This window comes from Paenibacillus sp. 01T443 (assembly GCF_056398325.1).
Genome location: NZ_JBFTPE010000005.1, coordinates 198,244 through 222,921 on the forward strand (window position 1 = coordinate 198,244; position 24,678 = coordinate 222,921).

Annotated in this window: 23 protein-coding genes and 1 pseudogene; 7 read left to right on the top strand and 17 right to left on the bottom strand. The window is 50.3% G+C overall.

The window, feature by feature from the left end:
* Window positions 1-204 precede the first annotated feature (204 nt).
* Complete coding sequence (gene acnA / locus AC1DLI_RS08555; protein ID WP_477601487.1) at window positions 205-2,916, top strand: aconitate hydratase AcnA; 2,712 nt, start codon at window positions 205-207, stop codon at window positions 2,914-2,916.
* Between the two features lie 302 nt (window positions 2,917-3,218).
* Here acnA and AC1DLI_RS08560 read toward each other — a convergent pair whose 3' ends face one another.
* Window positions 3,219-3,962, bottom strand: coding sequence for an IclR family transcriptional regulator (locus tag AC1DLI_RS08560; protein WP_477601489.1), 744 nt, complete (start codon window positions 3,960-3,962; stop codon window positions 3,219-3,221).
* Between the two features lie 264 nt (window positions 3,963-4,226).
* Between AC1DLI_RS08560 and AC1DLI_RS08565 the strand changes: the two genes are divergently transcribed.
* Both AC1DLI_RS08565 and AC1DLI_RS08570 read left to right on the top strand, forming a co-directional pair.
* Window positions 4,227-5,282 carry an alpha/beta hydrolase gene (locus tag AC1DLI_RS08565; protein WP_477601491.1) on the top strand — a complete coding sequence of 352 codons (1,056 nt, stop codon included), beginning with the start codon at window positions 4,227-4,229 and terminating at the stop codon, window positions 5,280-5,282.
* Between the two features lie 81 nt (window positions 5,283-5,363).
* On the top strand, window positions 5,364-6,449 hold the full coding sequence (locus AC1DLI_RS08570) for a Fe-Mn family superoxide dismutase (RefSeq protein WP_477601493.1): 1,086 nt from the start codon (window positions 5,364-5,366) through the stop codon (window positions 6,447-6,449).
* A gap of 166 nt (window positions 6,450-6,615) precedes the next feature.
* On the opposite strand, the gene folE is transcribed toward AC1DLI_RS08570, so the two are convergent.
* The 8 genes from folE to AC1DLI_RS08610 form a co-directional block, all read right to left on the bottom strand.
* Window positions 6,616-7,209, bottom strand: a complete 594-nt coding sequence (gene folE / locus AC1DLI_RS08575) for a GTP cyclohydrolase I FolE (protein ID WP_308995013.1) — start codon at window positions 7,207-7,209, stop codon at window positions 6,616-6,618.
* A 38-nt stretch (window positions 7,210-7,247) separates the two neighbouring features.
* Window positions 7,248-7,469 (bottom strand): YneF family protein, encoded by a 222-nt coding sequence (locus AC1DLI_RS08580; RefSeq protein WP_169085972.1) that lies wholly within the window; start codon window positions 7,467-7,469, stop codon window positions 7,248-7,250.
* 130 nt (window positions 7,470-7,599) lie between these two features.
* A complete protein-coding gene (locus AC1DLI_RS08585) occupies window positions 7,600-8,130 on the bottom strand; it encodes a methylated-DNA--[protein]-cysteine S-methyltransferase (protein ID WP_477601496.1) in 531 nt (176 codons plus the stop codon).
* Entirely contained in the window at window positions 8,123-9,310 is a 1,188-nt protein-coding gene (gene queG / locus AC1DLI_RS08590) for a tRNA epoxyqueuosine(34) reductase QueG (protein ID WP_477601498.1), read from the bottom strand. The genes AC1DLI_RS08585 and queG overlap by 8 nt, the downstream gene beginning before the upstream one ends.
* 3 nt (window positions 9,311-9,313) lie before the next feature.
* A complete protein-coding gene (rnhA, locus tag AC1DLI_RS08595; protein ID WP_477601500.1) occupies window positions 9,314-9,748 on the bottom strand; it encodes a ribonuclease HI in 435 nt (144 codons plus the stop codon).
* A gap of 13 nt (window positions 9,749-9,761) precedes the next feature.
* On the bottom strand, window positions 9,762-10,379 hold the full coding sequence (gene lepB, locus AC1DLI_RS08600) for a signal peptidase I (protein WP_477601502.1): 618 nt from the start codon (window positions 10,377-10,379) through the stop codon (window positions 9,762-9,764).
* Window positions 10,376-10,933, bottom strand: coding sequence for a DUF402 domain-containing protein (locus tag AC1DLI_RS08605; RefSeq protein ID WP_477601504.1), 558 nt, complete (start codon window positions 10,931-10,933; stop codon window positions 10,376-10,378). The genes lepB and AC1DLI_RS08605 overlap by 4 nt, the downstream gene beginning before the upstream one ends.
* 110 nt (window positions 10,934-11,043) lie before the next feature.
* Complete coding sequence (locus AC1DLI_RS08610) at window positions 11,044-11,466, bottom strand: GNAT family N-acetyltransferase (protein WP_308995007.1); 423 nt, start codon at window positions 11,464-11,466, stop codon at window positions 11,044-11,046.
* Window positions 11,467-11,925: 459 nt separating this feature from the next.
* On the opposite strand from AC1DLI_RS08610, the gene AC1DLI_RS08615 reads away from it, so the two are divergent.
* Together AC1DLI_RS08615 and AC1DLI_RS08620 are read left to right on the top strand one after the other, a co-directional pair.
* Window positions 11,926-12,537, top strand: coding sequence for a superoxide dismutase (locus AC1DLI_RS08615; protein ID WP_477601507.1), 612 nt, complete (start codon window positions 11,926-11,928; stop codon window positions 12,535-12,537).
* 168 nt (window positions 12,538-12,705) lie between these two features.
* Window positions 12,706-13,599: a hypothetical protein gene (locus AC1DLI_RS08620; protein ID WP_477601509.1), complete on the top strand. Its 894-nt coding sequence runs from the start codon at window positions 12,706-12,708 to the stop codon at window positions 13,597-13,599.
* Between the two features lie 99 nt (window positions 13,600-13,698).
* Here AC1DLI_RS08620 and AC1DLI_RS08625 read toward each other — a convergent pair whose 3' ends face one another.
* The 7 genes and pseudogenes from AC1DLI_RS08625 to AC1DLI_RS08655 form a co-directional block, all read right to left on the bottom strand.
* Entirely contained in the window at window positions 13,699-14,817 is a 1,119-nt protein-coding gene (locus tag AC1DLI_RS08625; protein WP_477601511.1) for a S1C family serine protease, read from the bottom strand.
* A 12-nt stretch (window positions 14,818-14,829) separates the two neighbouring features.
* Window positions 14,830-16,083, bottom strand: coding sequence for an FxLYD domain-containing protein (locus AC1DLI_RS08630; RefSeq protein WP_477601513.1), 1,254 nt, complete (start codon window positions 16,081-16,083; stop codon window positions 14,830-14,832).
* A 347-nt stretch (window positions 16,084-16,430) separates the two neighbouring features.
* Window positions 16,431-16,622, bottom strand: a pseudogene (locus tag AC1DLI_RS08635) (ribulokinase); the annotation flags it as partial.
* Between the two features lie 95 nt (window positions 16,623-16,717).
* Window positions 16,718-17,596: a UTP--glucose-1-phosphate uridylyltransferase GalU gene (gene galU / locus AC1DLI_RS08640; protein ID WP_477601515.1), complete on the bottom strand. Its 879-nt coding sequence runs from the start codon at window positions 17,594-17,596 to the stop codon at window positions 16,718-16,720.
* Window positions 17,526-17,681, bottom strand: coding sequence for a hypothetical protein (locus tag AC1DLI_RS08645; protein ID WP_477601517.1), 156 nt, complete (start codon window positions 17,679-17,681; stop codon window positions 17,526-17,528). The genes galU and AC1DLI_RS08645 overlap by 71 nt, the downstream gene beginning before the upstream one ends.
* Window positions 17,682-17,716: 35 nt before the next feature.
* Window positions 17,717-19,108 carry a sensor histidine kinase gene (locus AC1DLI_RS08650; protein ID WP_477601519.1) on the bottom strand — a complete coding sequence of 464 codons (1,392 nt, stop codon included), beginning with the start codon at window positions 19,106-19,108 and terminating at the stop codon, window positions 17,717-17,719.
* Window positions 19,105-19,779 carry a response regulator transcription factor gene (locus tag AC1DLI_RS08655; RefSeq protein ID WP_308994997.1) on the bottom strand — a complete coding sequence of 225 codons (675 nt, stop codon included), beginning with the start codon at window positions 19,777-19,779 and terminating at the stop codon, window positions 19,105-19,107. The genes AC1DLI_RS08650 and AC1DLI_RS08655 overlap by 4 nt, the downstream gene beginning before the upstream one ends.
* Before the next feature lie 158 nt (window positions 19,780-19,937).
* Here AC1DLI_RS08655 and trxB point away from each other — a divergent pair, with 158 nt between their 5' ends.
* Together trxB and AC1DLI_RS08665 are read left to right on the top strand one after the other, a co-directional pair.
* Complete coding sequence (gene trxB / locus AC1DLI_RS08660; protein ID WP_477601522.1) at window positions 19,938-20,882, top strand: thioredoxin-disulfide reductase; 945 nt, start codon at window positions 19,938-19,940, stop codon at window positions 20,880-20,882.
* A gap of 232 nt (window positions 20,883-21,114) precedes the next feature.
* A complete protein-coding gene (locus AC1DLI_RS08665) occupies window positions 21,115-23,079 on the top strand; it encodes a glycoside hydrolase family 13 protein (protein WP_477601524.1) in 1,965 nt (654 codons plus the stop codon).
* A 330-nt stretch (window positions 23,080-23,409) separates the two neighbouring features.
* Here AC1DLI_RS08665 and AC1DLI_RS08670 read toward each other — a convergent pair whose 3' ends face one another.
* Window positions 23,410-24,648 (bottom strand): TraB/GumN family protein, encoded by a 1,239-nt coding sequence (locus AC1DLI_RS08670; RefSeq protein WP_477601526.1) that lies wholly within the window; start codon window positions 24,646-24,648, stop codon window positions 23,410-23,412.
* Window positions 24,649-24,678: the final 30 nt, after the last annotated feature.

The window sequence follows — 24,678 nt, forward strand, 5'->3', positions numbered from 1 at the left end:
GCAGATTAACTGCTTCATTATATGAAGCCGCCTTCCGTTTCATGTAACATTCGTGAAGTTGTGTTTTCAAGCGATTTACAGGCTTGGAAAGACATAATTGGACTTTACGGAAGGACTATTTTAGCGATATACTATAGATATAGCGATTTTGAAATTGTGTTTCACAGAATGAAACACAAACTACATTCAAAGAGGAGAATGACGATGGCTACACAAAATCATTATTCGGTTCGCACAACGCTGGACGCTGGTGGCAAGTCTTACGCTTACTACCGTCTAGGCGGACTTGAAGAACAAGGACTAGGCGATATCTCGAAATTGCCTTTTTCCATTAAAGTATTGCTTGAGGCGGCTGTTCGCCAATTTGACGGACGCGCCATTACTTCCGAGCATGTAAAGCAGCTGGCAACTTGGGCTGACGGACGCGAAGATAAAGAAATTCCTTTCATTCCTGCACGTATCGTTTTGCAGGATTTCACGGGTGTACCGGTTGTCGTTGACCTCGCGGCAATGCGCGATACTGTAAAAAAAGCAGGCGGAGATCCGAAGAAGATCAACCCGCTCGTTCCCGTTGACCTTGTAATTGACCACTCTATCATGGTTGACGCATTCGGTTCGCCGCAAGCACTTGAATACAACACAAAGGTTGAATTCGAGCGTAACGAAGAGCGTTACCGTTTCCTTCGCTGGGCACAAACGGCATTCGATAACTTCCGCGCGGTTCCGCCGGGCACAGGTATCGTTCACCAAGTAAACCTGGAGTACCTGGCATCTGTTGCAGCTACAAAAACAATCGACGGCGAAACTGTCGTATTCCCTGATTCCCTCGTTGGTACGGATTCGCATACAACGATGATCAACGGACTTGGCGTAGTGGGCTGGGGCGTTGGCGGTATCGAGGCTGAGGCTGGTATGCTTGGTCAACCGCTATACTTCGTAATGCCTGAAGTTATCGGCTTTAAATTGACAGGCAAGCTGGCAGAAGGCTCTACAGCGACTGACCTTGCGCTTACTGTTACTCAAATTTTGCGTAAAAAAGGCGTAGTCGGCAAATTTGTCGAGTTCTTCGGCCCTGGCTTGTCGAACATCAGCCTTGCTGACCGTGCAACGGTTGCTAACATGGCACCGGAATACGGCGCGACAATCGGCTTCTTCCCTGTCGATGACGAAACTCTTGCTTATTTGAAACAAACGGGCCGTAATGATGACCTTATCGAGCTTGTTGGCTCTTACTATAAAGCGCAGGACATGTTCCGTACGGATGCTACTCCGGATCCGGTATTTACGGATGTTGTTGAGCTTGACCTTTCGACAATCGTTCCTTCCCTTGCAGGACCTAAGCGTCCACAAGACCGTGTTGAGCTAACGGCAATGAAGGAATCCTTTAACGACATCATCCGCACGCCGATCGACAAAGGCGGCTACGGACTCTCCGATGAGAAAATCGAGCAGTTCGTTACGGTTAAACACAATGATGGCCAAGTGAGCAAAATGGGCACTGGCGCAGTCGTAATTGCCGCAATTACAAGCTGCACGAACACGTCTAACCCCAGCGTAATGGTTGGTGCCGGACTTGTGGCTAAAAAAGCAGTTGCCCTTGGACTTAAAAAACCTGCTTACGTAAAAAGCTCCTTGACTCCGGGCTCGCTCGTTGTTACGGAATATTTGACAAAAGCAAACCTAATCGAGCCGCTAGAAGCGCTTGGATTCCATGTAGCGGGTTACGGCTGCGCAACTTGTATCGGTAACTCCGGTCCGCTTCCGGACGAAGTAAGCAAAGCGATCGCTGACAACGATATGACGGTTTCCGCAGTTCTTTCCGGTAACCGTAACTTCGAAGGCCGCGTTCATGCGCAAGTAAAAGCGAACTACCTGGCTTCGCCGCCGCTTGTTATCGCTTATGCGCTTGCCGGTACGACAAACATCGATTTGACAACAGAACCAATCGGTTTCACAGAAGACAACAAACCGGTATTCCTCAAAGATATCTGGCCTACGTCGAAAGAAATCAACGACGCGATGACTGCTGCGCTTAACCCGCAAATGTTCCGCGACAAATACGAGAACGTATTTACGCAAAACGAACGTTGGAATGCCATTTCGGTTCCTAAGGGCGAGAGCTACGAGTGGGATAATAAATCGACTTATATCCAAAACCCGCCGTTCTTCGAAAACCTTGGCCCTGATCTGTCCGACATTGAAGATATTCATTCCGCAAGCGTGCTTGCGCTTATGGGCGATTCCGTTACAACGGATCACATCTCTCCTGCTGGTAACATTACCGTTAACAGCCCAGGCGGCCAATACTTGATCGAAAATGGCGTTAAACGCGAAGACTTCAACTCGTACGGCTCCCGCCGTGGTAACCACGAAGTGATGATGCGCGGTACGTTCGCGAACATTCGTATTCGTAACCAAGTGGCTCCAGGCACAGAAGGCGGCGTAACTACTTACCTGCCTACGGATGAAGTGATGTCGATCTACGATGCATCGATGAAATACCAAAAAGACGGCAAAAACCTTGTCGTTCTAGCTGGTAAAGAATACGGTACTGGCAGCTCCCGTGACTGGGCGGCAAAAGGCACAATGCTTCTTGGCGTTAAAGCCGTAATCGCAGAAAGCTTTGAGCGTATTCACCGATCCAATCTGGTTGGCATGGGCGTGTTGCCACTGCAATTCCCAGAAGGTCAAGGCTGGAAGACGCTTAACATTACTGGTCGTGAAACGTTTGACATCGTTGGTTTGTCCAATGACGTTACGCCAGGCTCGCAAGTTACGGTAACCGCTACTCGCGAAGACGGCACGACTTTCGATTTCCCTGCAATCGTACGTCTTGACTCTGTCGTTGACGTAGATTACTACCGCAACGGCGGTATCCTTCAAACGGTACTTCGCCAAATGATCGCAAACATGTAATCATCGGCGCACATGCGTAAGCTGTGCGGCCGCAAGCGTAAACGGCTGTCGCCGTCCTTTGGCGGCAACAGCTCGTTTCGCGGTGAAATTTAAACTTACTTATAAATGTGAAACTTATAAATTCTTATATTTTAAGAAAAGGCATCGCCCAAGCAGTTAGTTCTGCTTGGGCGGATGCCTTTTTTTCTGGAATTGCTTCGTTCACAAGCGTAAACGGCTGGCGCAAATTTTTACTTTCTAATATTTTAACAAAGCAGCAGGTCCGAGGTTCGCCTCAGTCCTGCTGCTTTTTGTTGTTTTGGCTATATAATCATAATGCCCATCCGTTTAGCGGACTCCATCATCACAGGCGCGTATTCTCTCATCGTCTGCATGGTTAGCCTGCTTGCAGGCCCCGATACGGATAATGCCGCGATCAGCTTGCCTGTCCGGTTAAATATCGGCGCGGACAGCGCGGCTGCTCCCGGCTCGCGTTCCTCGAAGCTTGTTGCGTATCCTTGTAAACAAATCTCTTCCAGCTGCTGCTTGTACTGGTCTAGATCAATGGAATATAGCCATGACGGATCGCCAAAAATACTTTCCTGCACCATCGGGTCGGAATAAGCGATCAGCACCTTACTCGAAGCGCCTGCATAAAGCGGCAGCCTCACGCCGACCGGCGCAACCCGCCGCACAGGCTGATTGCTTTGAACGGCTTGCATGCGAATCCGCTCGGAGCCGTCCCTTACATATATGCTAACTGTTTCTCCCAACTGGTCGCGCAGCCGCTCCATCTCGGGCAGCCATATCGTTGCTTGGTCGTCTGAACGCGATAAATTGGCGGACAGCTCCCACATCTTTAATCCTAAATGATAACGGTCCGTTGAGCGGTCCCGCTCGATGAACCCCTTCTCTTCGAGCGTAGCGAGCATCCGATGTACCGTGCTTTTGTGCAGGCCGACATGTTCTGCAATTTCCGTCATCGCCCAGTCCGTTTTTAAAATAAAGCACAGCAATATATCAAGCGCGCGATCCACTGCCCGCACCGTCGATTTTCCATCTTCCATGCAGCCGCACCTCCCACATTCTTATCATTCCAAAAAGTTTCATCCAATGAAACCGATTCTCATTCAGTATAACTCATCGCTTCCAATAAGGTAAAGAAGAGTTCTTTACATTACAGTAACATTACAGATGATTAACAATACCTCGACATCGATTGACAGGCTTATAGGACCGGACTACGATGAAAGTACTAGAAATAAAAAGCGCTTACAACCATTGGAAAAACTAGTCCAATAGACGTTTGCTTACAGAGGGAGGACAACGACATGAGCACGACCATTATGACACCATTGCCGCTTGAAGGCGGGTTTCCGCAAAGCCTTCAGCCCTTCCCGCTGGGAGATTCCGATAATCCTTTCCTGCTGCGTAAAACCAGAAGCCGAGGCAAACATCTGCTGGTTGCTTCGGTTGCATCCCTTACGGCGATGTGTCTGCTTGCTGTTATTATTTTTCATGGCTATGTCGCTTGGATGCTTGCTTATCCTTACGTTGCTCCGCTTTCCTCTAATCCACAAGCGGCTATTGGCCTAGATTACGAAGATGTCATTTTCCCTAGTAAAAGCGGAAACACGACGGTCAGCGGCTGGTTTATCCCCGCTGATACCGATGCCATCGAGTCTGCTCCGTCAGCGCGAACGGTTGTATTCAGCCATGGCTATGGCGCCAATCGCGAAGAATCATGGGTCCCGATGTATGAGCTGTCCAAGCTGCTGCACGGGCTGAATTATAATATATTGTTGTTTGATTACGGCTACGCCTCCAAAGAATATAAGGCGCCGGCTACCGGAGGACTCGAGGAATCGCAGCAGCTGCTTGCTGCCGTAGACTATGCCAAATCCCGCGGTGCCGAGGATATCGTCGTTTGGGGCTTCTCCATGGGTGCGGGAACAGCTTTGCAAGCTGCCTTGCAGACCGATGAGATTGATGCCATGATACTCGACAGCTTGTTCATTCCAAGCTCAGAGGCCTTGTTCGACAACTTGAATCAGTTCGTTTCCTTGCCGCAATTTTCGCTGCCGCTTATCGAAACCATGATTCCGCTGTGGACAGGGACGAACTTTGGCTCCATTCCGGCAAGCGAAGTCATATCCAATGTCTACGATATTCCGATGTTCATTATTCATGGCACAAACGATGTAAAAGCGCCTTACGAAACGGCTGAAGCGATTGCTGAAGGACAAGGCAATGTCCTCTCCCGCTCCTGGATCGTGCAGGATGGCAAGCATGAGCTGCTGTTTCAGGTTCATCCGAGTGAATACATTCAGAGAGCCGCTCTATTTCTCAGCCAAGTCGACCAACAGCTCCAAGCAGAGCGAATATAATCAACAAGCACGACATAAGCCCGTTTCACAACGAATACATCTAACATAGATGCACTTGTTGCGACAAAGGAGGCGATGGTCGTGCTTTTTGTTTACGGAACGCTCATGCCCGTTCGCGTAATCGAGTTGATTCGTCATTGGAAGCTGCAGGAAAAAGAACATGCGGCTGTTATATTGCAAGCTTCCCCCGAAATGGAGCGTCAATATGTCCAGCTGCTCCAATCCTGGGAGCCCGTCTTCACGCATACCGCCCACTATACGAATCAATGGTTGGAAGAATGGCTGCCTTACCCCACTCGTTTGCCTTCTTATGTGGAGCAAACGATCGAAGCGCTTGTTGATACTGCGCTGGAGCAGTCACGCACGTATGTGGACCAGCTGTCGCAGCTTATCGAGCGGACCGCATCCATTTCTTCTCCCATCACAAAAACCGTCATCCTTCATTCCATCAGAGAATCGAATTATTATATCGGTTTAATGAGCGCTTACCGCCAGGCTGCGAACAGCCCTGGCAACAGTGAGCAGCGCGCTCCGCTCCAGCAAGTGCCGATCGGTGGGCATACGCTGCCTCCGCTACCTTATCCATATGATGCGCTGGAGCCTTACATTGATGAGCAGACCATGCGGATACATCATGATATCCATCATCAATCCTATGTCGATGGCTTGAATAAAGCAGAGCTCCAGCTGCAAGAGGCGCGCGATACCGGCAGCTTTGATCTCGTGAAGCACTGGGAGCGAGAGCTTGCCTTTAACGGCGCAGGACATTATTTGCATACGCTGTTCTGGAGCGTTCTCTCACCTTATGGCGGCGGAGAGCCTATCGGTCTGCTAAGTCAGCAGATCCGAAACGATTTTGGCAGCTTCACTGCCTTTAAACAACAGTTTAGCGAAGCGGCCGTGAAGGTAGAAGGCGGCGGCTGGGCCATTCTCGTATGGAGCCCGCGCAGCAGGCGGCTTGAAATTTTGACGGCTGAGAAGCATCAAAACCTATCGCAATGGGATGTTATTCCGCTGCTTCCGCTCGACGTTTGGGAGCATGCCTATTATTTGAAGCATCAGAGCAGACGGGTGGACTATGTACAGGACTGGTGGAACGTGGTTATTTGGCCGTTTGTGAATGAACGGTTCGAGGAAGCACGCAAGCTTGTGTGGGCGCCGTTCTAATTGACTGTACAAGCGTATTTGGCTGTCGCCGTCTTTTGGCAACGAAAGAAGTCGTTTCGCGGAGATCTATAAACGGATTTTTAATTGAAAACTTATAAACTCTGATCTATTAAAAAAAGTCGGACAGGAGGTTTCCCTTGTCCGACTTTCTACCGAGCATACCTGCTTATTGCTTCAATAATGTAAGAAACTCAGAACGAAGCGCTGAACTGGTGCGGAATTCGCCTCTTACGGCGGAGGTCACCGTCTTGCTGCCCGGCTTCTTCACACCTCGTGCGCACATGCATAAATGTTCGCCTTCGACAACGACCATCACGCCATGAGGCTCCAGCTCCTCAGCAAGGATATCCGCGATTTGCGATGTAATCCGCTCTTGTACCTGCAGTCGGCGTGTAACCGCCTCTACGAGTCTTGCAAGCTTGCTAAGCCCCGCGATTTTGCCGCTTGGGATATAACCGATATGCGCTTTCCCGAAGAACGGCGCCATATGATGCTCGCATTGGCTGTAATAAACAATGTCCTTCACGATAACGAGCTCCTCATGCTGCTCATCAAACGTGACACCAAGCACCTCTCTCGGATCAACCTCGTAGCCTGCAAAAATTTCTTCGTACATGCGAGTTACGCGTGCAGGCGTTTCCAGCAGTCCTTCACGCTCTACATCTTCACCAACCAGCTTCAAAATTTCTCTTATATGATGTTCAATCTGCTCCCGGTTGCTCGTTACACTCGAATTGACGTAGTCTTTCCTACCCGCCATTTCTGAACTCTCCTTCCGGCTCCGCCTCGGGCTTATGTTTATCTGCGAGGCATTTTTTGATTTTTCATCATGTGCTGCGCTTTTTGCATTTGTTGTTTATTCAGGTTATAGCCCATTTGCTTAGCCATTTTCTGAATCATTTCCGGATCGTTTTGCATTTTCTCAAGCTGCTTCCGCAGATAGAATACGCCAACAAAAAAGCCCCCTACAGCTCCTGCTAGTAATGTTACGATTGGCACTACAATGTTTACCCAAGACATACCTGTCACCCGACCCTTTCTAAATCTCCTGCTGTGTATAATGTTCCCATGATAGCATGTTCGTCCCGTGTTCGCAATGAACGGTTTACCGCCCCGCGCAACCTTTTTGTGGCAGCTTATGTTGCTTGTCTCATGCTCTCTTCTCTAAGTCTAGCAGCGCTATTTTTATCGGCAAGCCGCCGCCATACCCGATCATTTGCCCGCTTGCGCCTATAACGCGGTGGCAGGGCACAATAATGGATAACGGATTGCGGTTATTCGCCCCGCCAACAGCACGCATCGCGCCTGGCTGGCCCAGCATAACGGCAATATTCTTATAGGTTCGCGTTTCTCCATATGGGATTTGCTGCAAGGCTGCCCACACTTTCTGCTGAAACGGCGTGCCGTACATTTGAACAGGGAGCTCGAACTGTTGAAGCTGTCCGTCAAAATAAAGCTTGAGCTGCCTATCCGCTTCCTTCAGCTGAGGATGGGCGGACGACTCGATGAGCGGAATTTCCGCGGCATGCGGACCAATATGACGTGCCGCCCACTGCTGAAGGCTATCCGAGACCGCATCATATGGGGCGAAATCTAAATGGCATAAGCCTTTATCGCTCGCCGTCAGCGTCATTGTCCCGATAGGAGAATCAATCAGAGTTGCATATAGCCGTTCAATCATTTGTTCCACCTGCTTCCGTATTCTGCTCATCAACGTTTGCCGCGCGATTGATTTGTTCGAGCGCAATCGCAATCGCCTGCTGCGCTTCCTCATCGCTTTCTTTGTCTGCAGCCGCAAGCAATGCCGTCCTTGCTTGCTCACCGCCAATACGCGCAAGCGACCAAGCAGCCGTCCCGCGCAGCACCGGCCGCGTATCCTGCTCAAGCACGCGAATCAGATCCGGCACGGCGCTCGCTTCCTTGAAGTTGCCAAGTGCGATGACCGCGTTGCGCTGAATCGGCTTCTTACCGCGCCATGCCGAGGAGGTGCGCCCATACCTTGCTTGAAACTCTTTGTTCCCGATCGTCAGCAGGGGAACCAGTAATGGCTTCACGAGCTCCATATCGGGCTGCAGCTCCTGCTGATGCGTCCAGTTTTTGCCTCGGTTAACCGGACATACGGTCTGGCATGTATCGCAGCCGTAAAGCCGATTACCGATTTTGCGCATAAACTCATCCGTTAGCATTCCTTTAGTCTGAGTAACGAAAGAGATACAGCGGCTGGAATTCAATTGACCAGGCCCAACCAGCGCATCAGTCGGACAAGCATCAATACATTTTGTGCAGCTTCCGCAGCTCTCGGTAACCGGCTCATCCGGCGTAAACGGCAGGTTGGTGATCATCTCGCCAAGGTAAATCCATGATCCTAGCTCGGGCGAAATGATGGAGCAGTTTTTCGCGCTCCAGCCAATGCCTGCGCGCTCTGCCACGGCCCTATCCGACAAAGCGCCCGTATCTACCATGCTTTCTACTCGCAGCTCGGGCACACGCTCCCTCAGCCAAGCCTCCAGCTTAGCTAATCTGTCACGCAATACCTTATGGTAATCATCCCCCCAAGCCGAGCGGGACATAATGCCCCGTCTTGCCCCCGGCTCCGATTTTGGCGGGTCCTTCAGCTTCGCGGGATACGCCACCGCGATCGCGATGATCGACTGGGGATTATCGAATAATAGCGCTGGATTCGTCCGCTTCTCGATATCCGGCTCTTCGAAGCCGGATTCCCGTCCGAGCTCGCGATGCTTCAGCAAAATTTGCTTTAAGGATACGAACGGATCTGCGGAGGCGATTCCTATTTTATCTATGCCAAGGCTCTGTGCGGCCTCTTTCATCTCTGCCTTCAGCTTTTCCCATCTGTCTGTCATTCGCTATAACCTTTTTATTGCTTCACGAGCAAGCTCGTCACAGCGATTATTCCATTCATTGTCGCTATGGCCTTTTACCTTTACGTATTCTACTTTGTGCTTTTTCATGAGGTCCCAAAGCGCTTTCCACAGCTCTTGGTTCTCCACCGGCTCTTTCTTGCTGTTCTTCCATCCATTACGCAGCCAGCCGTTAATCCAGCCCTTCTGAAAGCAATTGACAACATACGCGGAATCGCTATATACCTTTACCTGACATGGCTCCTTCAACAGCCTCAGACCCTCGATTACCGCCTGAATTTCCATGCGGTTATTCGTCGTGTGCTTCTCGCCGCCTGAGATTTCCTTCTGGTGAACGCCAAAAAAGAGCACCGCTCCCCAGCCGCCCGGTCCCGGGTTGCCGGAGCAGGCTCCGTCCGTATAGATCATAACGTCCTTCATTGTCGAATCCTCCTTAAAGCGATCTTATCTCTTTGTAAGGCCATAAAATAAACTCGGCTCTGCCCCGAATCAGCTTTTCTGGAACCGCATGGAACGACCTGCTGTCAAGGCTCGCTCTCGCGTGACGGTTATCCCCCATGACAAAATAATGTCCTTCGTTAATGACTTCCGGTCCGTAGCTCATATCTTCTATGAGAGAATCCGTGTACGGCTCGTCCACCAGCTTGCCGTTTCGGTACAAGTGCTGATCATGAACCTCGATATGATCGCCCGGCAGGCCGACTATTCTTTTGACAAGAAACTTCTTCTCGCCTATACCACTGCCCGGTTCCTTCAATATAACCACATCGCCGACTTTCGGCTTGCCAACTATATATATAATCTTGTTAACGAACAGCCACTCATGTTCCGTTAAGGTCGGCTCCATGGAATGACCTTCGACTTTGGAGAGGTTAAAAACAAAAAAATGCAAAAGCAGCACAACGGCAAAAGCAAGCACGAATGTTTTGATCCAGTCCAGCAGCTCAACAAGCCAGATCGGACGATTGCTTGCGGAAGCAGTCAGCAACGGTTCAGTCTCATTCCCTGCGTTGTTATTCTCAAGCTTATGATTCGGATCTAGCTGGCTCATTTCTCCACCTCATCGCTGTGCTTCAGCCAAGCATCGTAATACGTCGTCACTAACTGATCATGGAAAGGAGTATGCCCTTGATCGATACGGAGCAATAGCGCCGCAAGACCCTCCTGCACCTTGTCGTCGACCATTTTCGGATAATGGTAGGCCGCTTTATGCATCTCATACTCATCTTGATCGACAACGAACCTTTCGCCTTCTACCGTACGGATGACATCCAAATCATAATCGATATAGGTGAGCACATCCCCTTGCAAATAAGGCGGAGAGGCAATATTACAGTAATAGCGCACGCCTCCCTCTTCTAATAAAGCAACGACGTTGAACCACTGCCCAGGTATAAAAAAGGAGACTGCGGGAACGCGGCTAACCCATATCTTACCGTCTGACTCTTGAATCGGCGTTTGGCTGTTAATGAGCACCTTTATCGCTTCCGTTTTATGCTCGCTCGCAAGCAGCTCTTCGGGAACAAGCCAATTCTGCTGCCATGTACGGTGAATGTGACCGTTATGTTTGAAGCTTTTGATGACACAGTGCCGATATGGTTCCATCCCGTTCTCCTTATAAAAGTATATAGTAATAAGAAAAGCATATCTCACCGCCAAAAGCAATGGCGATGCAGATATGCCCTGCGTACAACATACATGCAGTAAAGTTCGCGTTAACCGGCTACAATGCTCAGTTTCTGAAATGATCTGATAAAATCGTTGGCAACGTACCCCATCGACTCATACAGCGGCAAAACCGGCTCATTGTGCTCGTCCGCGGTAATTAGTATCTTTGTAACATGGCGCTGTTCGAAACGCTGGCGCAATGCCTGGATGAGCGTTTTACCGATTCCTTTCCGTTGGTGGAGAGGAGAGACGGCAATTCGATAATAATAACCTTTGTTATTATCAATCGTACCGATAATCATGCCCACAATTTCGGAATTTTCGACAGCGACTAGAACTAAATCACTATCCCATGACAACTGGCGGGCAAAAGCTTCCATCGTTTGTTCGTAGCACTCTTCGGTAAGAACATCCTCAAGCAGTGCTGTAATTGGTCGGTAATCGGACAACTGGAAGGAACGAACATTCATTTAAATTACACCTTCTATACCATGTCATAGTACTGCATTTAGAATATATTACGACAAAATTTAACGAAATCCTGCTTGTATCTTTAATATTCCTTAAAAAAATTAAACAAATCATCGATTATCTCTTGAAAACGCTTTATATTAAGCGCTTACACTCATTTAATCGTTTTTTTTGTAAATGAAGCCCTTCCATACTCCTAGTTCGTATATTTTCGTTAGGACGGAGATACCCTATTGCAGTGTAAAAGGATTTATAAGTTTTCGCTTATAAATGTTCTTCTATATCGCCACATAGCGACTGCTTTCGCAGCAGAGGACGGCGGCGGCACTCGCCTCAAAATTAAGTTAGGTTTGGCCCTTTGCCTCCTTTCGACTTTTGAAACAATAATGTTGATTTATTCGATCGGATAAGGGATAATGGACTTGGATAACTACATATAATTAGGAGGCTGTAAAAAAATGGCACATCAACTACCAGCTTTGCCTTACGCGCACAACGCTCTTGAGCCGCATATCGATGCGACAACAATGGAAATTCACCACGGCCGTCACCATAATGCTTACGTGACTAACCTTAACGCTGCTTTGGAGTCCGCTCCAGAATTGCAAAGCAAATCGATCGACGAATTGATCGCTGACCTTGCAAGCGTTCCTGAAGGTATCCGTACTGCTGTTCGCAACAATGGCGGCGGACACGCAAACCACAGCTTGTTCTGGGAAACAATCGCTCCAAACGCTGGCGGAGCACCAACTGGCGCTCTTGCAGCAGCAATCGAAAGCGAGCTTGGCGGCTTTGAAGCTTTCAAAGCAGACTTCGCAAAAGCTGCAACAACTCGTTTCGGCAGCGGCTGGGCATTCCTTGCAGTGGCTAACGGCAAATTGAAAGTATACAGCTTGCCTAACCAAGACAGCCCGATCATGGAAGGCGAAACGCCAATCCTTGGTCTTGATGTATGGGAGCACGCTTACTACCTGAACTACCAAAACAAACGCCCTGATTATATCGCAGCTTTCTGGAACGTAGTAAACTGGGATGAAGTTAGCAAACGTTACGAAGCAGCTGTAAAATAATAGGTTATAAGTACGGCGCTTGCCTCAATTATGGGGCGGCGCCATTTTTGCGTCTTAAGGCATGATTTATTTCATCCTCCTGCATCAGTACACCGGATAGGCATCTGCCGCATACGATAGATAAGGATAGATGCCTAATCTGTTTCGTAAAGGAGTATGAGTGCTTGCATGGATTATACTTACACAAACGAGCAACAATTTAACGCGAATGCGCGGCAAGCCGTTCGAGCAGGCAGCGACTGCGGCTGCGGCGGAACGCGTACCATCATGCCACCGCCTCCGCCTGGCGGCTTCGGGCCGGGTGGACCGGGTGGACCGGGGGGTCCAGGGATGTTCCCTCCCGGACCCGGACCGTTTCCTCCTGGACCAGGGCCGTTTCCTCCTGGACCAGGGCCGTTCCCGCCTGGACCAGGGCCGTTTCCTCCTGGACCCGGACCGTTCCCTCCTGGACCCGGACCGTTCCCTCCTGGACCAGGGCCTTTCCCGCCTGGACCAGGGCCGTTCCCGCCTGGACCCGGACCGTTCCCGCCTGGACCAGGGCCGTTTCCGCCTGGACCCGGACCGTTCCCTCCTGGACCAGGACCGTTTCCTCCTGGACCAGGGCCGTTTCCTCCTGGACCCGGACCGTTTCCTCCTGGACCAGGGCCGTTCCCGTTTCCGTTCCCGTTTCCATTCCCGATTCCTTTCCCGTTCCCTCCAGGGCCGCAAAATACGGTTACGGTTGTCATTAACGGCGGAAGGACGTTCCCTAACGTTACGCAAGCCTACCGTGTGCGTTTCCGTCCCGGCTTGACGATCTATCAAGCGCTTGCGGAAACAGGCGTCGTGCGCTTTAATTTTAGAGGACAAATCGTTTCCGTTAGCGGCGTTCCGATCGGCGGCAATATCAGCTATCAGCTTCAGCTTAACGGACGCGTCATTCCTGCATCGCTGCTTTACTTCCCGGTTCAACGAAATGACTCCGTCGCTCTTCAGCTCATTTATAATCCTTTTCATCGCGAGGATGAAGCCGATGAATTCATAGACGAAACGGAAACCTTCGACTCTGCGATTGAAGACTAAACTAAAAAGCAAAGATCACAAAAAAGAGCTAGAGAACGTCGTCCCCCTGGACGATTTTTTCTAGCTCTTTCTTTTTTATAAGCTTCAACGAAACCTGCATTATTTAATGGCTTTGCCTTTACCGCTAATCAGCTTTAATTGGTCATTTTCATAGCCTACCTCGTAGGTTACCTGATACTTGCTTAACACATATTTCCCCTCAACACGCTCGTCTACAGAAATAACAGCGATAACCGTTGCTCTATCTTCTTTGCTGTCCTTCACATGCATATCGTCGATAACGACATTTAACGTCCCTAAATAGCCTTCACGGAATTTCTCGTAGCTGGTTCCTTCCTTCCAATTGCCTCCGAGCAGCGAGTAAGCATAAACATAATCCGCGTTATTTAGACTGTCATAGAAATGCGTTACCAGATATCCGGCGAATTCTTCAACCTCAGCATCTTCCTCTAGTCTGGCAGGCTCGTCGGCAATCTCCAGCTCGGGCAGCTCTTTCATCGGCTCTTCTGACCAGTCTTCCGCAATCTCGATAACGTTCGAAATCGGAATACTGAAGCCGATCGAGCCTTGATCATAGCCCGCCGAGTTAATGCCGAGCACGGCGCCAGACGTCTGATCGACAAGCGGTCCTCCGCTGTTGCCAGGCGCAATCGGCGCCGAAATTTGATACAAATCGGAATATAAATACGGTTCGATTTCGAAGCTTCTGCCTAAGCCGCTGATGATGCCGGTCGTAACCGTATTTTGAAAGCCGAGCGGACTGCCTACAGCCAGCACCTCATCGCCGACCTCCGCTTTCCCGTCACGCACCACCTGCAGCGGCTCGGTGCCAGCCAAGGCTTCGACACGAACGACGGCGATATCCGTCTCCGTGCTGATACCGATGACCTCGCCGTCCAGCTCGCGTGCGTCGGCCGTTTTAATTTTCACCTTTTTGGCGCCTGCGACAACATGCGCATTCGTGATCAAATCACCTTCTTTATTATAAAGAAAGCCGGAGCCTTGGGAGCCGTCCTCCGTTTCAATCATGACGACCAGCTTCTGCGTTTCAAAAATAATATCCTTCAGTGTCTTCTTCTTTCCGATTTCCGCAACGGCTAACAACGGCTTCCCCTGCAGCTTGCCGGGCATCTCGGAATGAATGGCTAACGCGGCAGCCATTCCTCCACAAACAATAAGGGTGGATGCGATGGCGCTGATCCATGCTCGTTTACTCATCTCATCGCCCCCTTAATCCAAATACCAAGTCGCATGGTCAACGACGACGGTTGTATTCTCTACATAAACACCGTATACGGTGCTGTTAAAGGTTATTTTCTCGCCGGGCTGGGCATAATCAGGCGCGGCCGTTGCCGTGCCCGAGCCTACCTCGTTGCCTCCCGCATCATAGACAATAAATTTCACTGTGATCGAATAGATCGGACGCGTCGCTGCGTTTTTAAGCTCGCCTGCGATATTCAAGTCACCGAATTCATCAAGCGTGGAATCGATATGAACAACCTCGACAGCTGCCGTTTGGTTCTTTAAATCCTCGGCCGCCGCTTGCTGCATCGCTTGCTCCAAACGCTGCTGCTCGTCCTTCTCGTAATCTGCCTGGGCCTCCGTAATTTGTTTCTCCAGCTTCGTTAATTTTTCATTATCCTTAGCGTAGGTCAGCCCCTTCGCGGTAACCTCCAGTGCGCCCGAATAGCTTTTCTTCTTAAGAAGCGATTCCGCTTCCTTCAAGCTGATATCTACGATTTTCGCTACGATCTGCTCCTGCACCGCGGCTGCTTCTTCACCCTCTAAATGATTAGCGACATTAAGCTTTGCCGCTAGCTCATCCACTGTTTTCAGATCGGCGAGCTCTTCGGTCAGCTTCATTACGCCTAGCTTCACCGTAAAGGTGTTCAGCTGCTCCTTTACCATCGTAAAGATGGGCTCGGTATGACCGCTCAGCTCATTTCCCGCTTTCTCCAGCGTCTGCTCCGCTTCGGCAAGCTTCTGCTCCTCCAGCTGCTTGCCCGCCGCAGTAACCGAGTTCGACAAAACACCTGCAAGAGCGACAATCTCTGCATCCTTCTGCACTGCAGCAAATGACGGACGCACATCTGCAGCCTCTTGGAGCAACGCCTGAGCTTCCTCATACCTGCCTGCCAGCGCCGCCGACTTCGCTTTTGCCTGAAGCTTGATCACTCTATCATTAATTCCTGCTTGATATATATAGTAGCTAAAGACAGAACCCGCCGTAACGAGTGCTAGAATAATAGGCATCAGCCATGCCCACAGCGATCCCCTAGCGCCACGCTTCCGAGCGTTAATTGGTATAGCAGTCTGTCTGTTTCCCCTATCTGTCTCTATAGAAGCGGCAGTCTCCAAAATGACTAACGTCCGTTCAGCGCTTCCCTTTGCTGCGGCGTCCTCATCATCTGCAAGCAATCTTCCGCACTGACTGCAATAAACCGCATCATCTGTCCGCTTCTTTCCGCAATGATGGCAATACACTTCCGTTCATCCCCCAGCCCATGATTCTCTCTATACACATTTATCTATTCTATCTCAAAAAGTAAATGATCTCCATTTTTTATTAAAGGAATTTTATGGGCAATATCACCGGCTTAATTCCAATCCAAATCGTTTTCTTTTACGCTAACCGTTTACACAAGCGTAAACGGCTGACGCCGTCCTTGCGGCAAAAGCTCGTTTCGCGGTGAAATATAAGCATCGTATAAGATTGAAATTTATACTCTCTTATATTTTAAAAAATGACAGGGCTTCCTCACAAGCAGCGTCACTGCTTGGAGGAAAGTCCTGTCTTTGGCCGAGTAGGCCGCACGCTCTATAGGGAAAGCTTAAGCCTGCTCTTCCTTAATCGCTTTAAGGCGTTTCAAAACATCGTTTGAACCACGGCCATAATAGTCATGAAGCAGATTGTATTCCGCATACAGCTTCTCGTAAACCGCCACGTTCTCCGGAATCGGCTTGAACGTCTCTTCACGTACGCGAGCCATGCTTTGAGCCGCTTCAACGATGCTGTCAAAGCCGTATAGGAACTAGGAATATGCTTCCTATCGCTATCAGCGCTTACCTATAAAAAAAGAACCGCCGCCGGCGGTCCTTGATTCCCCTATGAATGAGCCTATGCCTTCGTTTCCTTCAGCCTCTCCAGCAGGTACCTTCTAACCTCATCGCCAAGATCCGCGCGTTCAAGCGCAAAATCAATGGTCGCCTGGACGAAGCCAAGCTTATCGCCCACATCATGTCTGCGGCCGTCAAAGCGAAAAGCGGTTAACGAGGCCATGCGGTTTAATTGCTGCAGGCTGTCGGTCAGCTGGATCTCACCCGCTTTTCCCGGCGCTGCTTTCTCGAGCAGGCCAAATATCGCAGGATCCAGAACGTAGCGGCCGACAACCGCATAATTAGAAGGGGCTTGTCCCGGCGCCGGCTTCTCAATGATATCGCGGACGCGGGCAATCTGCCTGCCTGGTTCAATGTCGACGATACCGTACTTATGGGTCTGATCCCACGGCACCTCCATAACGGCAACGACCGATGACTGCTCCTGCTCATAAATGTCGATCATTTGGCGCAAGCACGGCGGATCAGATTTCAGAATATCATCTCCGAGCAATACGGCAAAGGGCTCGTCCGCAATGAAGCGGCGCGCACATAGTACGGCATGTCCGAGCCCCAGCGGCTCCTTCTGCCTTACGTAATAGATGTCAGCCAGCTGCGATATTTTTTGCACCATCTCCAGCATTTCCTCGTTATGGCGCGCTTCAAGCTCCATTTCAAGCTCAGCGGATTTATCAAAATGATCCTCGATGGCCCGTTTGTTGCGACCGCTGACGATCACAATGCTTTCGATGCCGGATTGGACCGCCTCTTCTACAATATATTGAATGGCAGGCTTGTCGATGATCGGGAGCATTTCTTTCGGCTGTGCTTTAGTTGCCGGCAAAAACCTTGTCCCGAGTCCTCCTGCGGGTATGATCGCTTTGCGTATCCGCTTCTCCATTCGAGCTTCTCCCCCAGAACGTTGCATGAATTGTATAGACTGCCTCCATCATAACCGCTTTATTCTTGATTAGCCATGTTTTCATGCCTCTATGCTCCCGTCCTGCAAGATTACCGTCTATTATTGCGCCGGAGGCGTAAATGGGAGCCGTATAATAAAGCTTGCGCCCTTTAGTTGATCGGCGCAGGGATCAAGCATGATGCTGCCGCCATGGATATGGGCAATGGTTTGCGCAATAGACAACCCGAGACCGCTGCCTCCCTGGCTTCGGTCACGCGATAGGTCTCCTTTATAAAACCGTTCAAATACGCGCTCCCGATCCTCCTCGCTGATGCCGATCCCCGTATCAGAAATCCGGACCACGGCGAAGCCGTCCTGCCCGGTCAGCGAAAAAGAGATTTTACCGTCCTCAGGCGTGAATTTCATGCTGTTCGCCAGTAAATTCATCCATACCTGGTTAAGCTGATCACGATCTGCGGTAATGACCGTTTCCTCCATTAAAAGCTCAACCGTTTGCCGTTTGGCTATCCACTGCGGCTCGCAGGCGAGCACGACATCGCGCAGCTGGCGGTCGAGTCGATAAGGCTGCGGGTGAAACGGATGCTGCTGCGAATCCAGCGAAGCCAGGTTAAGCAAATTCTCGCTCAGACGCGAAAGCCGCATGCTCTCCTGCTTTATGATGCTGATATAGCGGTCCCGCTCGGATTCCGTCACTTCCTCGCTGCGGAGCGCCTCGGCAAAGCCTCCGATAGAGGTGAGCGGCGACTGGATTTCATGGGAAACGTTCGATACGAAATCCTGACGCATCATTTCAAGCTGCGACAAGCTAAGCGCCATTTTGTTCATGCCCTCAGCGAGCTCGCCAAGCTCATCTCCGTGTCTTGCAGGCAACCGCACGCTGAAATCGCCCTCCGACATTCTTTTCGCCGCGTTGGTCATCATCTTTAACGGTCTCACGAGATAACGGGCCGCAACCAAAATAAGCACGCATCCGACGACGAGCAAGGTTACGAGCAGTGTCACGGCTGTCCATATAAAGTTACTATTTTGCGGAAAACGATCCGGCTGGACAAATAAAGCCCAATTTTCACTGCCGAATTGCACCAGCTTGCCTATGGCAGGCGGCAATGGCGGGTCTCCCGCATCCCGATTGAACACTTCCATGCGCACGGTGCTGCCGCTGAATATGCTTGCCAGCTGCTGATATGTGAGCCTCTCCACCATGATGTCGCTTCTCTCGCCAACCGTCACAAGGCGGTTAGCTCTGCTGACTGCGATAATGGACATTCCCTGCTGGTTCGACATCTCCTCCAAAAACTCTTTCATTGACGCCGGCTCAGAAACCGCATAGAGCTGCTCGATGCGGTCGATGGCCCCCTCCATCTGGTTGGGAAGTTGGCCGCGTGCATCCCGTTTGAACATTTGATTCGTGAATAGAAAAGCCACGCCAATGCTAATAAGTACAATAATGAGAAAGGTAGCCGTTATGCGAACATATAGGCTGCGGATCATGACCATTCCTCCAGCCTATATCCGAGTCCTCGGATCGTTACGATTCGGAAACGATATAGCTCCTCGGGAAACCGGTCGCGCAGCCTTTTGATATGTACATCAACCGTCCGCTCGTCACCCTCGTAATCCATGCCCCAGATCTGTTCGATGAGCTGATCGCGCGCAAAGGTTTTTCCCGGGTAGCTGGCCAGCTTGAACAGCAGCTCGAATTCCTTAGGCGGCAGGGTAACCTTCTCTCCGCCCGCGGACATATGAAAGTCGGTTTGGTTCATCATAACGTCGCCGAACTCGACCGTCTGCGACGCGGTGATCCGGTATCTTTTGAGCAAAGCCTTGACCCGGACGACCAGCTCCGGCGGATCAAACGGCTTGACCATATAGTCATCCGCTCCCAGCTCAAAGCCCTTCACCTTCTGCGTCGTTTCCCCTTTGGCCGTCAGCATGAGCAGCGGGATATCATAGCTGGCACGCAGTGCGGCGCAAAGCGCAAAGCCGTCCATGCGCGGCATCATGACATCGATAATCGCCAGATCAGGGCGAACCGCCTCCAGCTTCTCTAATGCGTCTACGCCATCTATAGCTTCAATAACCTGGCAGCCTTCTCTTTTCAAGAAAAGACTGACCAGCTCGCGGATGTTCGGATCATCATCTACAACTACAATTTTGGGCATTTCATTCGTCCTCCAGTCTGGCTTATGCAATCGCTCAAATCAGCATACAATACGAACATGAACGTTACATGAACGATATTGACTTTAGCTCTAGATTGTAATAATTTTAATGTAGTATTTATTATCTGAAAAAGCATCCGAAACGGAGGAGATTATAGATGACTTACAAAACAATTATTATCGGTACAGGTCCTGCCGGTTTGACGGCTGCTATTTATTTGGCTCGCGCGAACATGGAGCCGCTCGTTATTGAAGGGTGGCAGCCTGGAGGCCAGCTTACAACGACTACAGAAGTAGAAAATTTCCCTGGATTCCCCGATGGAATTTTGGGCAGCGAGCTCATGTCCAATATGCGTAAGCAAGCTCAGCGCTTCGGCGCGAAATTCAAAACAGGCTCCGTCAAAAGCGTCGACTTCAGCAAGCGTCCTTACACGCTCGACGTGGAAGGCATTGGCGAGCTGCAAGCCGATTCGATCATCATCTCAACCGGCGCTTCGGCCAAATACCTTGGCATCCCGGGCGAGCAAGAAAATATCGGACGCGGCGTAAGCACCTGCGCAACCTGTGACGGCTTCTTCTTCCGCGGCAAAAAAATTATTGTTGTCGGCGGCGGCGACTCGGCGATGGAAGAAGCCGTGTTCCTTACCCGCTTCGCGTCGGAGGTTAGACTCGTGCACCGCCGCGATGATCTTCGCGCTTCAAAAATCATGCAGGACCGCGCCCGCGCCAATGACAAAATCGTATGGAGCTTAAACCGCACGCCGCTTGAAGTCGCTGCTACTGGCATGGGCTTGCAAGGGTTGAAAGTACGCAATAATGAAACAGGCGAAGAAGAGCTGCTGGAGTCTGACGGTCTGTTTGTAACCATCGGACATACGCCAAATACCGGCTTCCTAGGCGGACAAATCGATACCGATGAGCAAGGCTACATCATCGTGAAGCCCGGCACATCGGAAACGAATATACCAGGCGTATACGCATGCGGCGACGTGCAGGACCGCAACTACCGTCAAGCGATTACGGCAGCAGGCAGCGGATGCATGGCAGCGCTGGACTGCGAACGCTTCTTGGAATCGCAAGCGCATGAAGCGGTTCACGCGTAATTTTTTTTCACAAACGTACTAGTACAAAACGTGCAAATTATGTATAATAAATGTGTTGAGAGTTACAATAGAAAGGCAATGCTACCGCAACCATTTGTTCGCATTATGCTTCGCGTGAGCGGCGCCTGAACGTTTGATGGGAAAAGGTACAACCTCGGCTTTTATGAGCAGAGGTTGTACCTTTTTTCGCGTTTTCACCCTTTATTTATATCATCCATAAGGAGCGATTATTATGTTATTAGAAGCTGTATATCACAGGCCGAAGCAAAACTGGGCCTACGCCTACGACGGAAAAACGCTGCATCTTCGCTTGCGTACCAAGAAAAACGATGTGGCCGCGGTTGAAGCGATTGTCGGCGACAAGTATGCCTGGGAGCAAACGATCACAACGGTCCCGATGCGCATTTTGTCCTCGGATGCACGATTCGATTATTGGGAAACGGCTGTCATCCCTCCTTTCCGCCGTCTGCGTTATGCCTTCCGTTTAACCAGCGGTTCTGAGAGCATTCTGCTTACCGATAAAGGCTTCGAACTGCTGCTGCCGAATAATCCAAATTCCTTTTTCGACTTCCCTTATATTAATCCCATCGACGTGTTCGAGCCGCCGGCTTGGGTGAAGGACGCTGTCTTCTATCAAATATTTCCGGAGCGCTTCGCGAACGGCGATCCATCGCTAGATCCCGCGAATGTACTGCCTTGGGGCGGCGAGCCGACTCCTTATAATTTCTTTGGCGGCGATTTACAGGGCGTAATCGATCATTTGGACCACATTTCCGCGCTTGGCATTAATGCCGTTTATTTTACGCCGCTGTTCGAAGCGACGACGAATCATAAATATGATACACAGGATTATATGAAGGTTGATCCCCAGTTCGGAACCAACGAGAAGCTGAAGGAGTTAGTTGATGCTTGCCACGCCCGCGGCATTCGCGTCCTGCTTGATGCCGTATTCAACCACTCGGGCAAAACATTTCCTCCGTTTGTGGATGCGCAGGTAAACGGACAGCAGTCGAAATACGCGGACTGGTTCTACGTGCGGGAATGGCCGCTGCAGGTGGTTGACGGTGTTCCTTCTTACGAGACGTTTGCTTTTGAGCCGCTCATGCCAAAGCTGAACACCGAGCATCCCGAGGTGAAGCAATATTTGTTCGAGGTTGTGCGATACTGGATCGAGGAAATCGGAATCGACGGCTGGCGGCTTGACGTTGCGAATGAGGTGGACCACCAATTTTGGCGCGAATTCCGTCAGACCGTGAAAAAGGTCAATCCGGAAGCCTACATCCTGGGCGAGATTTGGCATGATTCGATGATGTGGCTGCAGGGCGATCAGTTCGATGCGGTCATGAACTACCCGTTCACGAACGCGGTGCTTGATTTCTTTGCTTACCAGACCATCGATGCTTCTGACTTCGCAAATGCCATTGGCTCGCAGCTTGCCGCTTATCCGCAGCAAGTAACCGAGGCCGCCTTCAATTTGTTAGATAGTCACGATACGCCTCGTTTGCTAACGATTTGCGGGGACAACACGGAGACCATGAAGCTTTCATCATTATTCCAGTTGACATACCCTGGGACCCCATGTATTTATTACGGCGATGAGGTAGGAATAAACGGCGCGGGCGATCCCGGCTGCCGCAAATGCATGGTGTGGGACCCGGCTGAGCAAAATAGCGAGCTCCTCGCCTTCTATACGTCGGCGATTGGGCTTCGCCACAAATACAGCGCGCTTCGCAGTGCGGATATTTCCTTCGTGCATGTCGGTCAAGCAGACGGCACTTTGGTGTATGAGCGCCGCGACGGCGATCAGCGCCTGCTTATCGCATTGAATGCGCGCGGCGAGGCTGCTAATCTTAGCTTCGCGATTGATGCTGCGCCAGTAAATCAAGGCGCGCAGCAGCATGAGATCGCGTTTACCGGGTTCTCCGGCAGAGCGGAGTTGGATGTTTCGGTTTCTAAAGACGGCGCGGCAGTAATCGAGGCTGCTGACAGCGGCCAGCTGGAAGTTGCAGGCAGCGCGGATTCAATAGCAAGCACAGAAGATGTGAACGTGCTCAGCGAATCGGCATGGTTGACGCTCCTCTCAAGTGAGGGCGAGAGCGCCACTCGACTTTCCAAGACAACTAACACGGTTGATGGCAAGCTTCAGTTTACGCTGCCGGCCTACGGCTATGTTATCCTAGAGCAAACGGCATTGTAGAACCATCACAAGCTTAATCGGCTGCCGATGCCCTCTGTGGCAAAAGCAGCCGTTTCATAGAGAGATATAAAGGGGAATGTTTAAGTAGGCCACCTGGCCGCAAACATTCCCCTTTTTGATTTGGCTGATCAGGCCCATCCCGAATCGTTGATGTCCAAAGAAAATAAAGTATTAGACTAACCTATTAATTCAAATAGGTGCATGGTTGACCTTTTTACTGGTCGACATGACTCCCAAAGCGTTCAGGCCGGAATTTCGGTTGTATAAAATCGCAAAAACGATGCTCGCTGGAATATTTCTCTACCAGTGAGCATCTTTGTTTATTGAACTTTACTGACGTGTAACTTTGTAGCCTTTCTTCTCAAGCAGCGGCACGATTCCGTCATCGCCTAACATATGCGCTGCTCCTACAACTACAAAATAGGTCGCAGATTCCTTACTCTTCAAGTATCCATCTATTTTTTCGACCATCGGTTTGTTGCGGTCGGTCAGCATTGCTTTATTCAATTCTTCATGCTCTCCCGTTTCATTCGTAATCGTTAAAAGCTTCTTCTCATCACCTGTTACCCACATGTCCGTCAGCTCTTCAATCCCTGATTCGGTTGAATAATAACTCTCAATGGAAGAGACAAGCATTTCCTCCTGTAGCTCAGACGAGAAGCCATCAAGCATTTCAAGCTGAAACTTGATTGACTCCAGCTCTACAATCGGAACCTTACGCTCGATCGCTTGCGCCAAGAAGTACATATCGATCCCAATATTGCTATCGTATCCCGACTTCATTGCTTTCAAATAATCCAAAGTAGACGATACACTCCACGGTTTAAACCCATCAAGCGCGTCTGCCTTTGAGCCATTCTCCTCTAGAATACCTTCCAGCTTCGCATACGTTTCCGCTGAAAGGTGATCCTTCAGCGTCGAGCCATCCTCATACGAGCTCATTTCAAGCACCAGTTGCTGCACAGCTGGCTCGTTAGCTTTCGTAATGTCAGCCTCTACAACCAAATAGTCGGACTCATCAAATGCAGTTGTAATTTCCGAGCGAAGCGGATACATAGCGCTGTTTGCGATATGAATGGATCCCAGTAAATAAACGACGTTACCCTCATTTTCTACCTTCCACATAAATCCGCGGCTCGGTACCTTTACTTCGACGGAAATAGCGCGTTGCTTACTATTCCACTTAACCTCGTATCCGGCAACCTCGCTGACGAAGCGTAATGGCACATAAACCGTTTTGCCAACGAGCTTAGGACCAGTCAACAATGGCAGCTCTGTGCCGTTTACAACAGCCGTTTGCTTGCCAACCTGAAAGGAGATCACTAGTTTGTCTTTCGTACCAGTAACAACCTTGCCTTTCGCGTCCCAGCTTACCTCAAAGTCAAGCTCGTCTAATATAGATTCAGCTGGAACAAGCGTCGTCCCGCGCTCGATAATTGGCGCTTCGCCGCCTAGCTGCGCCTGTTCGCCTTCCACCCATACCGATATAGGCTTCGCCTCGGCTTGAACGCTAGTAATGAATGAAAATAATAGGGCTAGAGATAGAAATAGTGCTGCGATTTTTTTCATGAATTGATTCGCTCCCTCATTGTTTTAGTG

What these genes read in the sequence shown, in the direction of transcription:
- acnA (WP_477601487.1), top strand. Translation starts at nt 205, where the DNA reads ATGGCTACACAAAATCATTATTCGGTTCGCACAACGCTGGACGCTGGT.
- AC1DLI_RS08560 (WP_477601489.1), bottom strand. Translation starts at nt 3,962, where the DNA reads ATGGAAGATGGAAAATCGACGGTGCGGGCAGTGGATCGCGCGCTTGAT.
- AC1DLI_RS08565 (WP_477601491.1), top strand. Translation starts at nt 4,227, where the DNA reads ATGAGCACGACCATTATGACACCATTGCCGCTTGAAGGCGGGTTTCCG.
- folE (WP_308995013.1), bottom strand. Translation starts at nt 7,209, where the DNA reads ATGGCGGGTAGGAAAGACTACGTCAATTCGAGTGTAACGAGCAACCGG.
- AC1DLI_RS08580 (WP_169085972.1), bottom strand. Translation starts at nt 7,469, where the DNA reads ATGTCTTGGGTAAACATTGTAGTGCCAATCGTAACATTACTAGCAGGA.
- AC1DLI_RS08585 (WP_477601496.1), bottom strand. Translation starts at nt 8,130, where the DNA reads ATGATTGAACGGCTATATGCAACTCTGATTGATTCTCCTATCGGGACA.
- queG (WP_477601498.1), bottom strand. Translation starts at nt 9,310, where the DNA reads ATGACAGACAGATGGGAAAAGCTGAAGGCAGAGATGAAAGAGGCCGCA.
- rnhA (WP_477601500.1), bottom strand. Translation starts at nt 9,748, where the DNA reads ATGAAGGACGTTATGATCTATACGGACGGAGCCTGCTCCGGCAACCCG.
- lepB (WP_477601502.1), bottom strand. Translation starts at nt 10,379, where the DNA reads ATGAGCCAGCTAGATCCGAATCATAAGCTTGAGAATAACAACGCAGGG.
- AC1DLI_RS08605 (WP_477601504.1), bottom strand. Translation starts at nt 10,933, where the DNA reads ATGGAACCATATCGGCACTGTGTCATCAAAAGCTTCAAACATAACGGT.
- AC1DLI_RS08610 (WP_308995007.1), bottom strand. Translation starts at nt 11,466, where the DNA reads ATGAATGTTCGTTCCTTCCAGTTGTCCGATTACCGACCAATTACAGCA.
- AC1DLI_RS08615 (WP_477601507.1), top strand. Translation starts at nt 11,926, where the DNA reads ATGGCACATCAACTACCAGCTTTGCCTTACGCGCACAACGCTCTTGAG.
- AC1DLI_RS08620 (WP_477601509.1), top strand. Translation starts at nt 12,706, where the DNA reads ATGGATTATACTTACACAAACGAGCAACAATTTAACGCGAATGCGCGG.
- AC1DLI_RS08625 (WP_477601511.1), bottom strand. Translation starts at nt 14,817, where the DNA reads ATGAGTAAACGAGCATGGATCAGCGCCATCGCATCCACCCTTATTGTT.
- galU (WP_477601515.1), bottom strand. Translation starts at nt 17,596, where the DNA reads ATGGAGAAGCGGATACGCAAAGCGATCATACCCGCAGGAGGACTCGGG.
- AC1DLI_RS08645 (WP_477601517.1), bottom strand. Translation starts at nt 17,681, where the DNA reads ATGAAAACATGGCTAATCAAGAATAAAGCGGTTATGATGGAGGCAGTC.
- AC1DLI_RS08650 (WP_477601519.1), bottom strand. Translation starts at nt 19,108, where the DNA reads ATGATCCGCAGCCTATATGTTCGCATAACGGCTACCTTTCTCATTATT.
- AC1DLI_RS08655 (WP_308994997.1), bottom strand. Translation starts at nt 19,779, where the DNA reads ATGCCCAAAATTGTAGTTGTAGATGATGATCCGAACATCCGCGAGCTG.
- trxB (WP_477601522.1), top strand. Translation starts at nt 19,938, where the DNA reads ATGACTTACAAAACAATTATTATCGGTACAGGTCCTGCCGGTTTGACG.
- AC1DLI_RS08665 (WP_477601524.1), top strand. Translation starts at nt 21,115, where the DNA reads ATGTTATTAGAAGCTGTATATCACAGGCCGAAGCAAAACTGGGCCTAC.
- AC1DLI_RS08670 (WP_477601526.1), bottom strand. Translation starts at nt 24,648, where the DNA reads ATGAAAAAAATCGCAGCACTATTTCTATCTCTAGCCCTATTATTTTCA.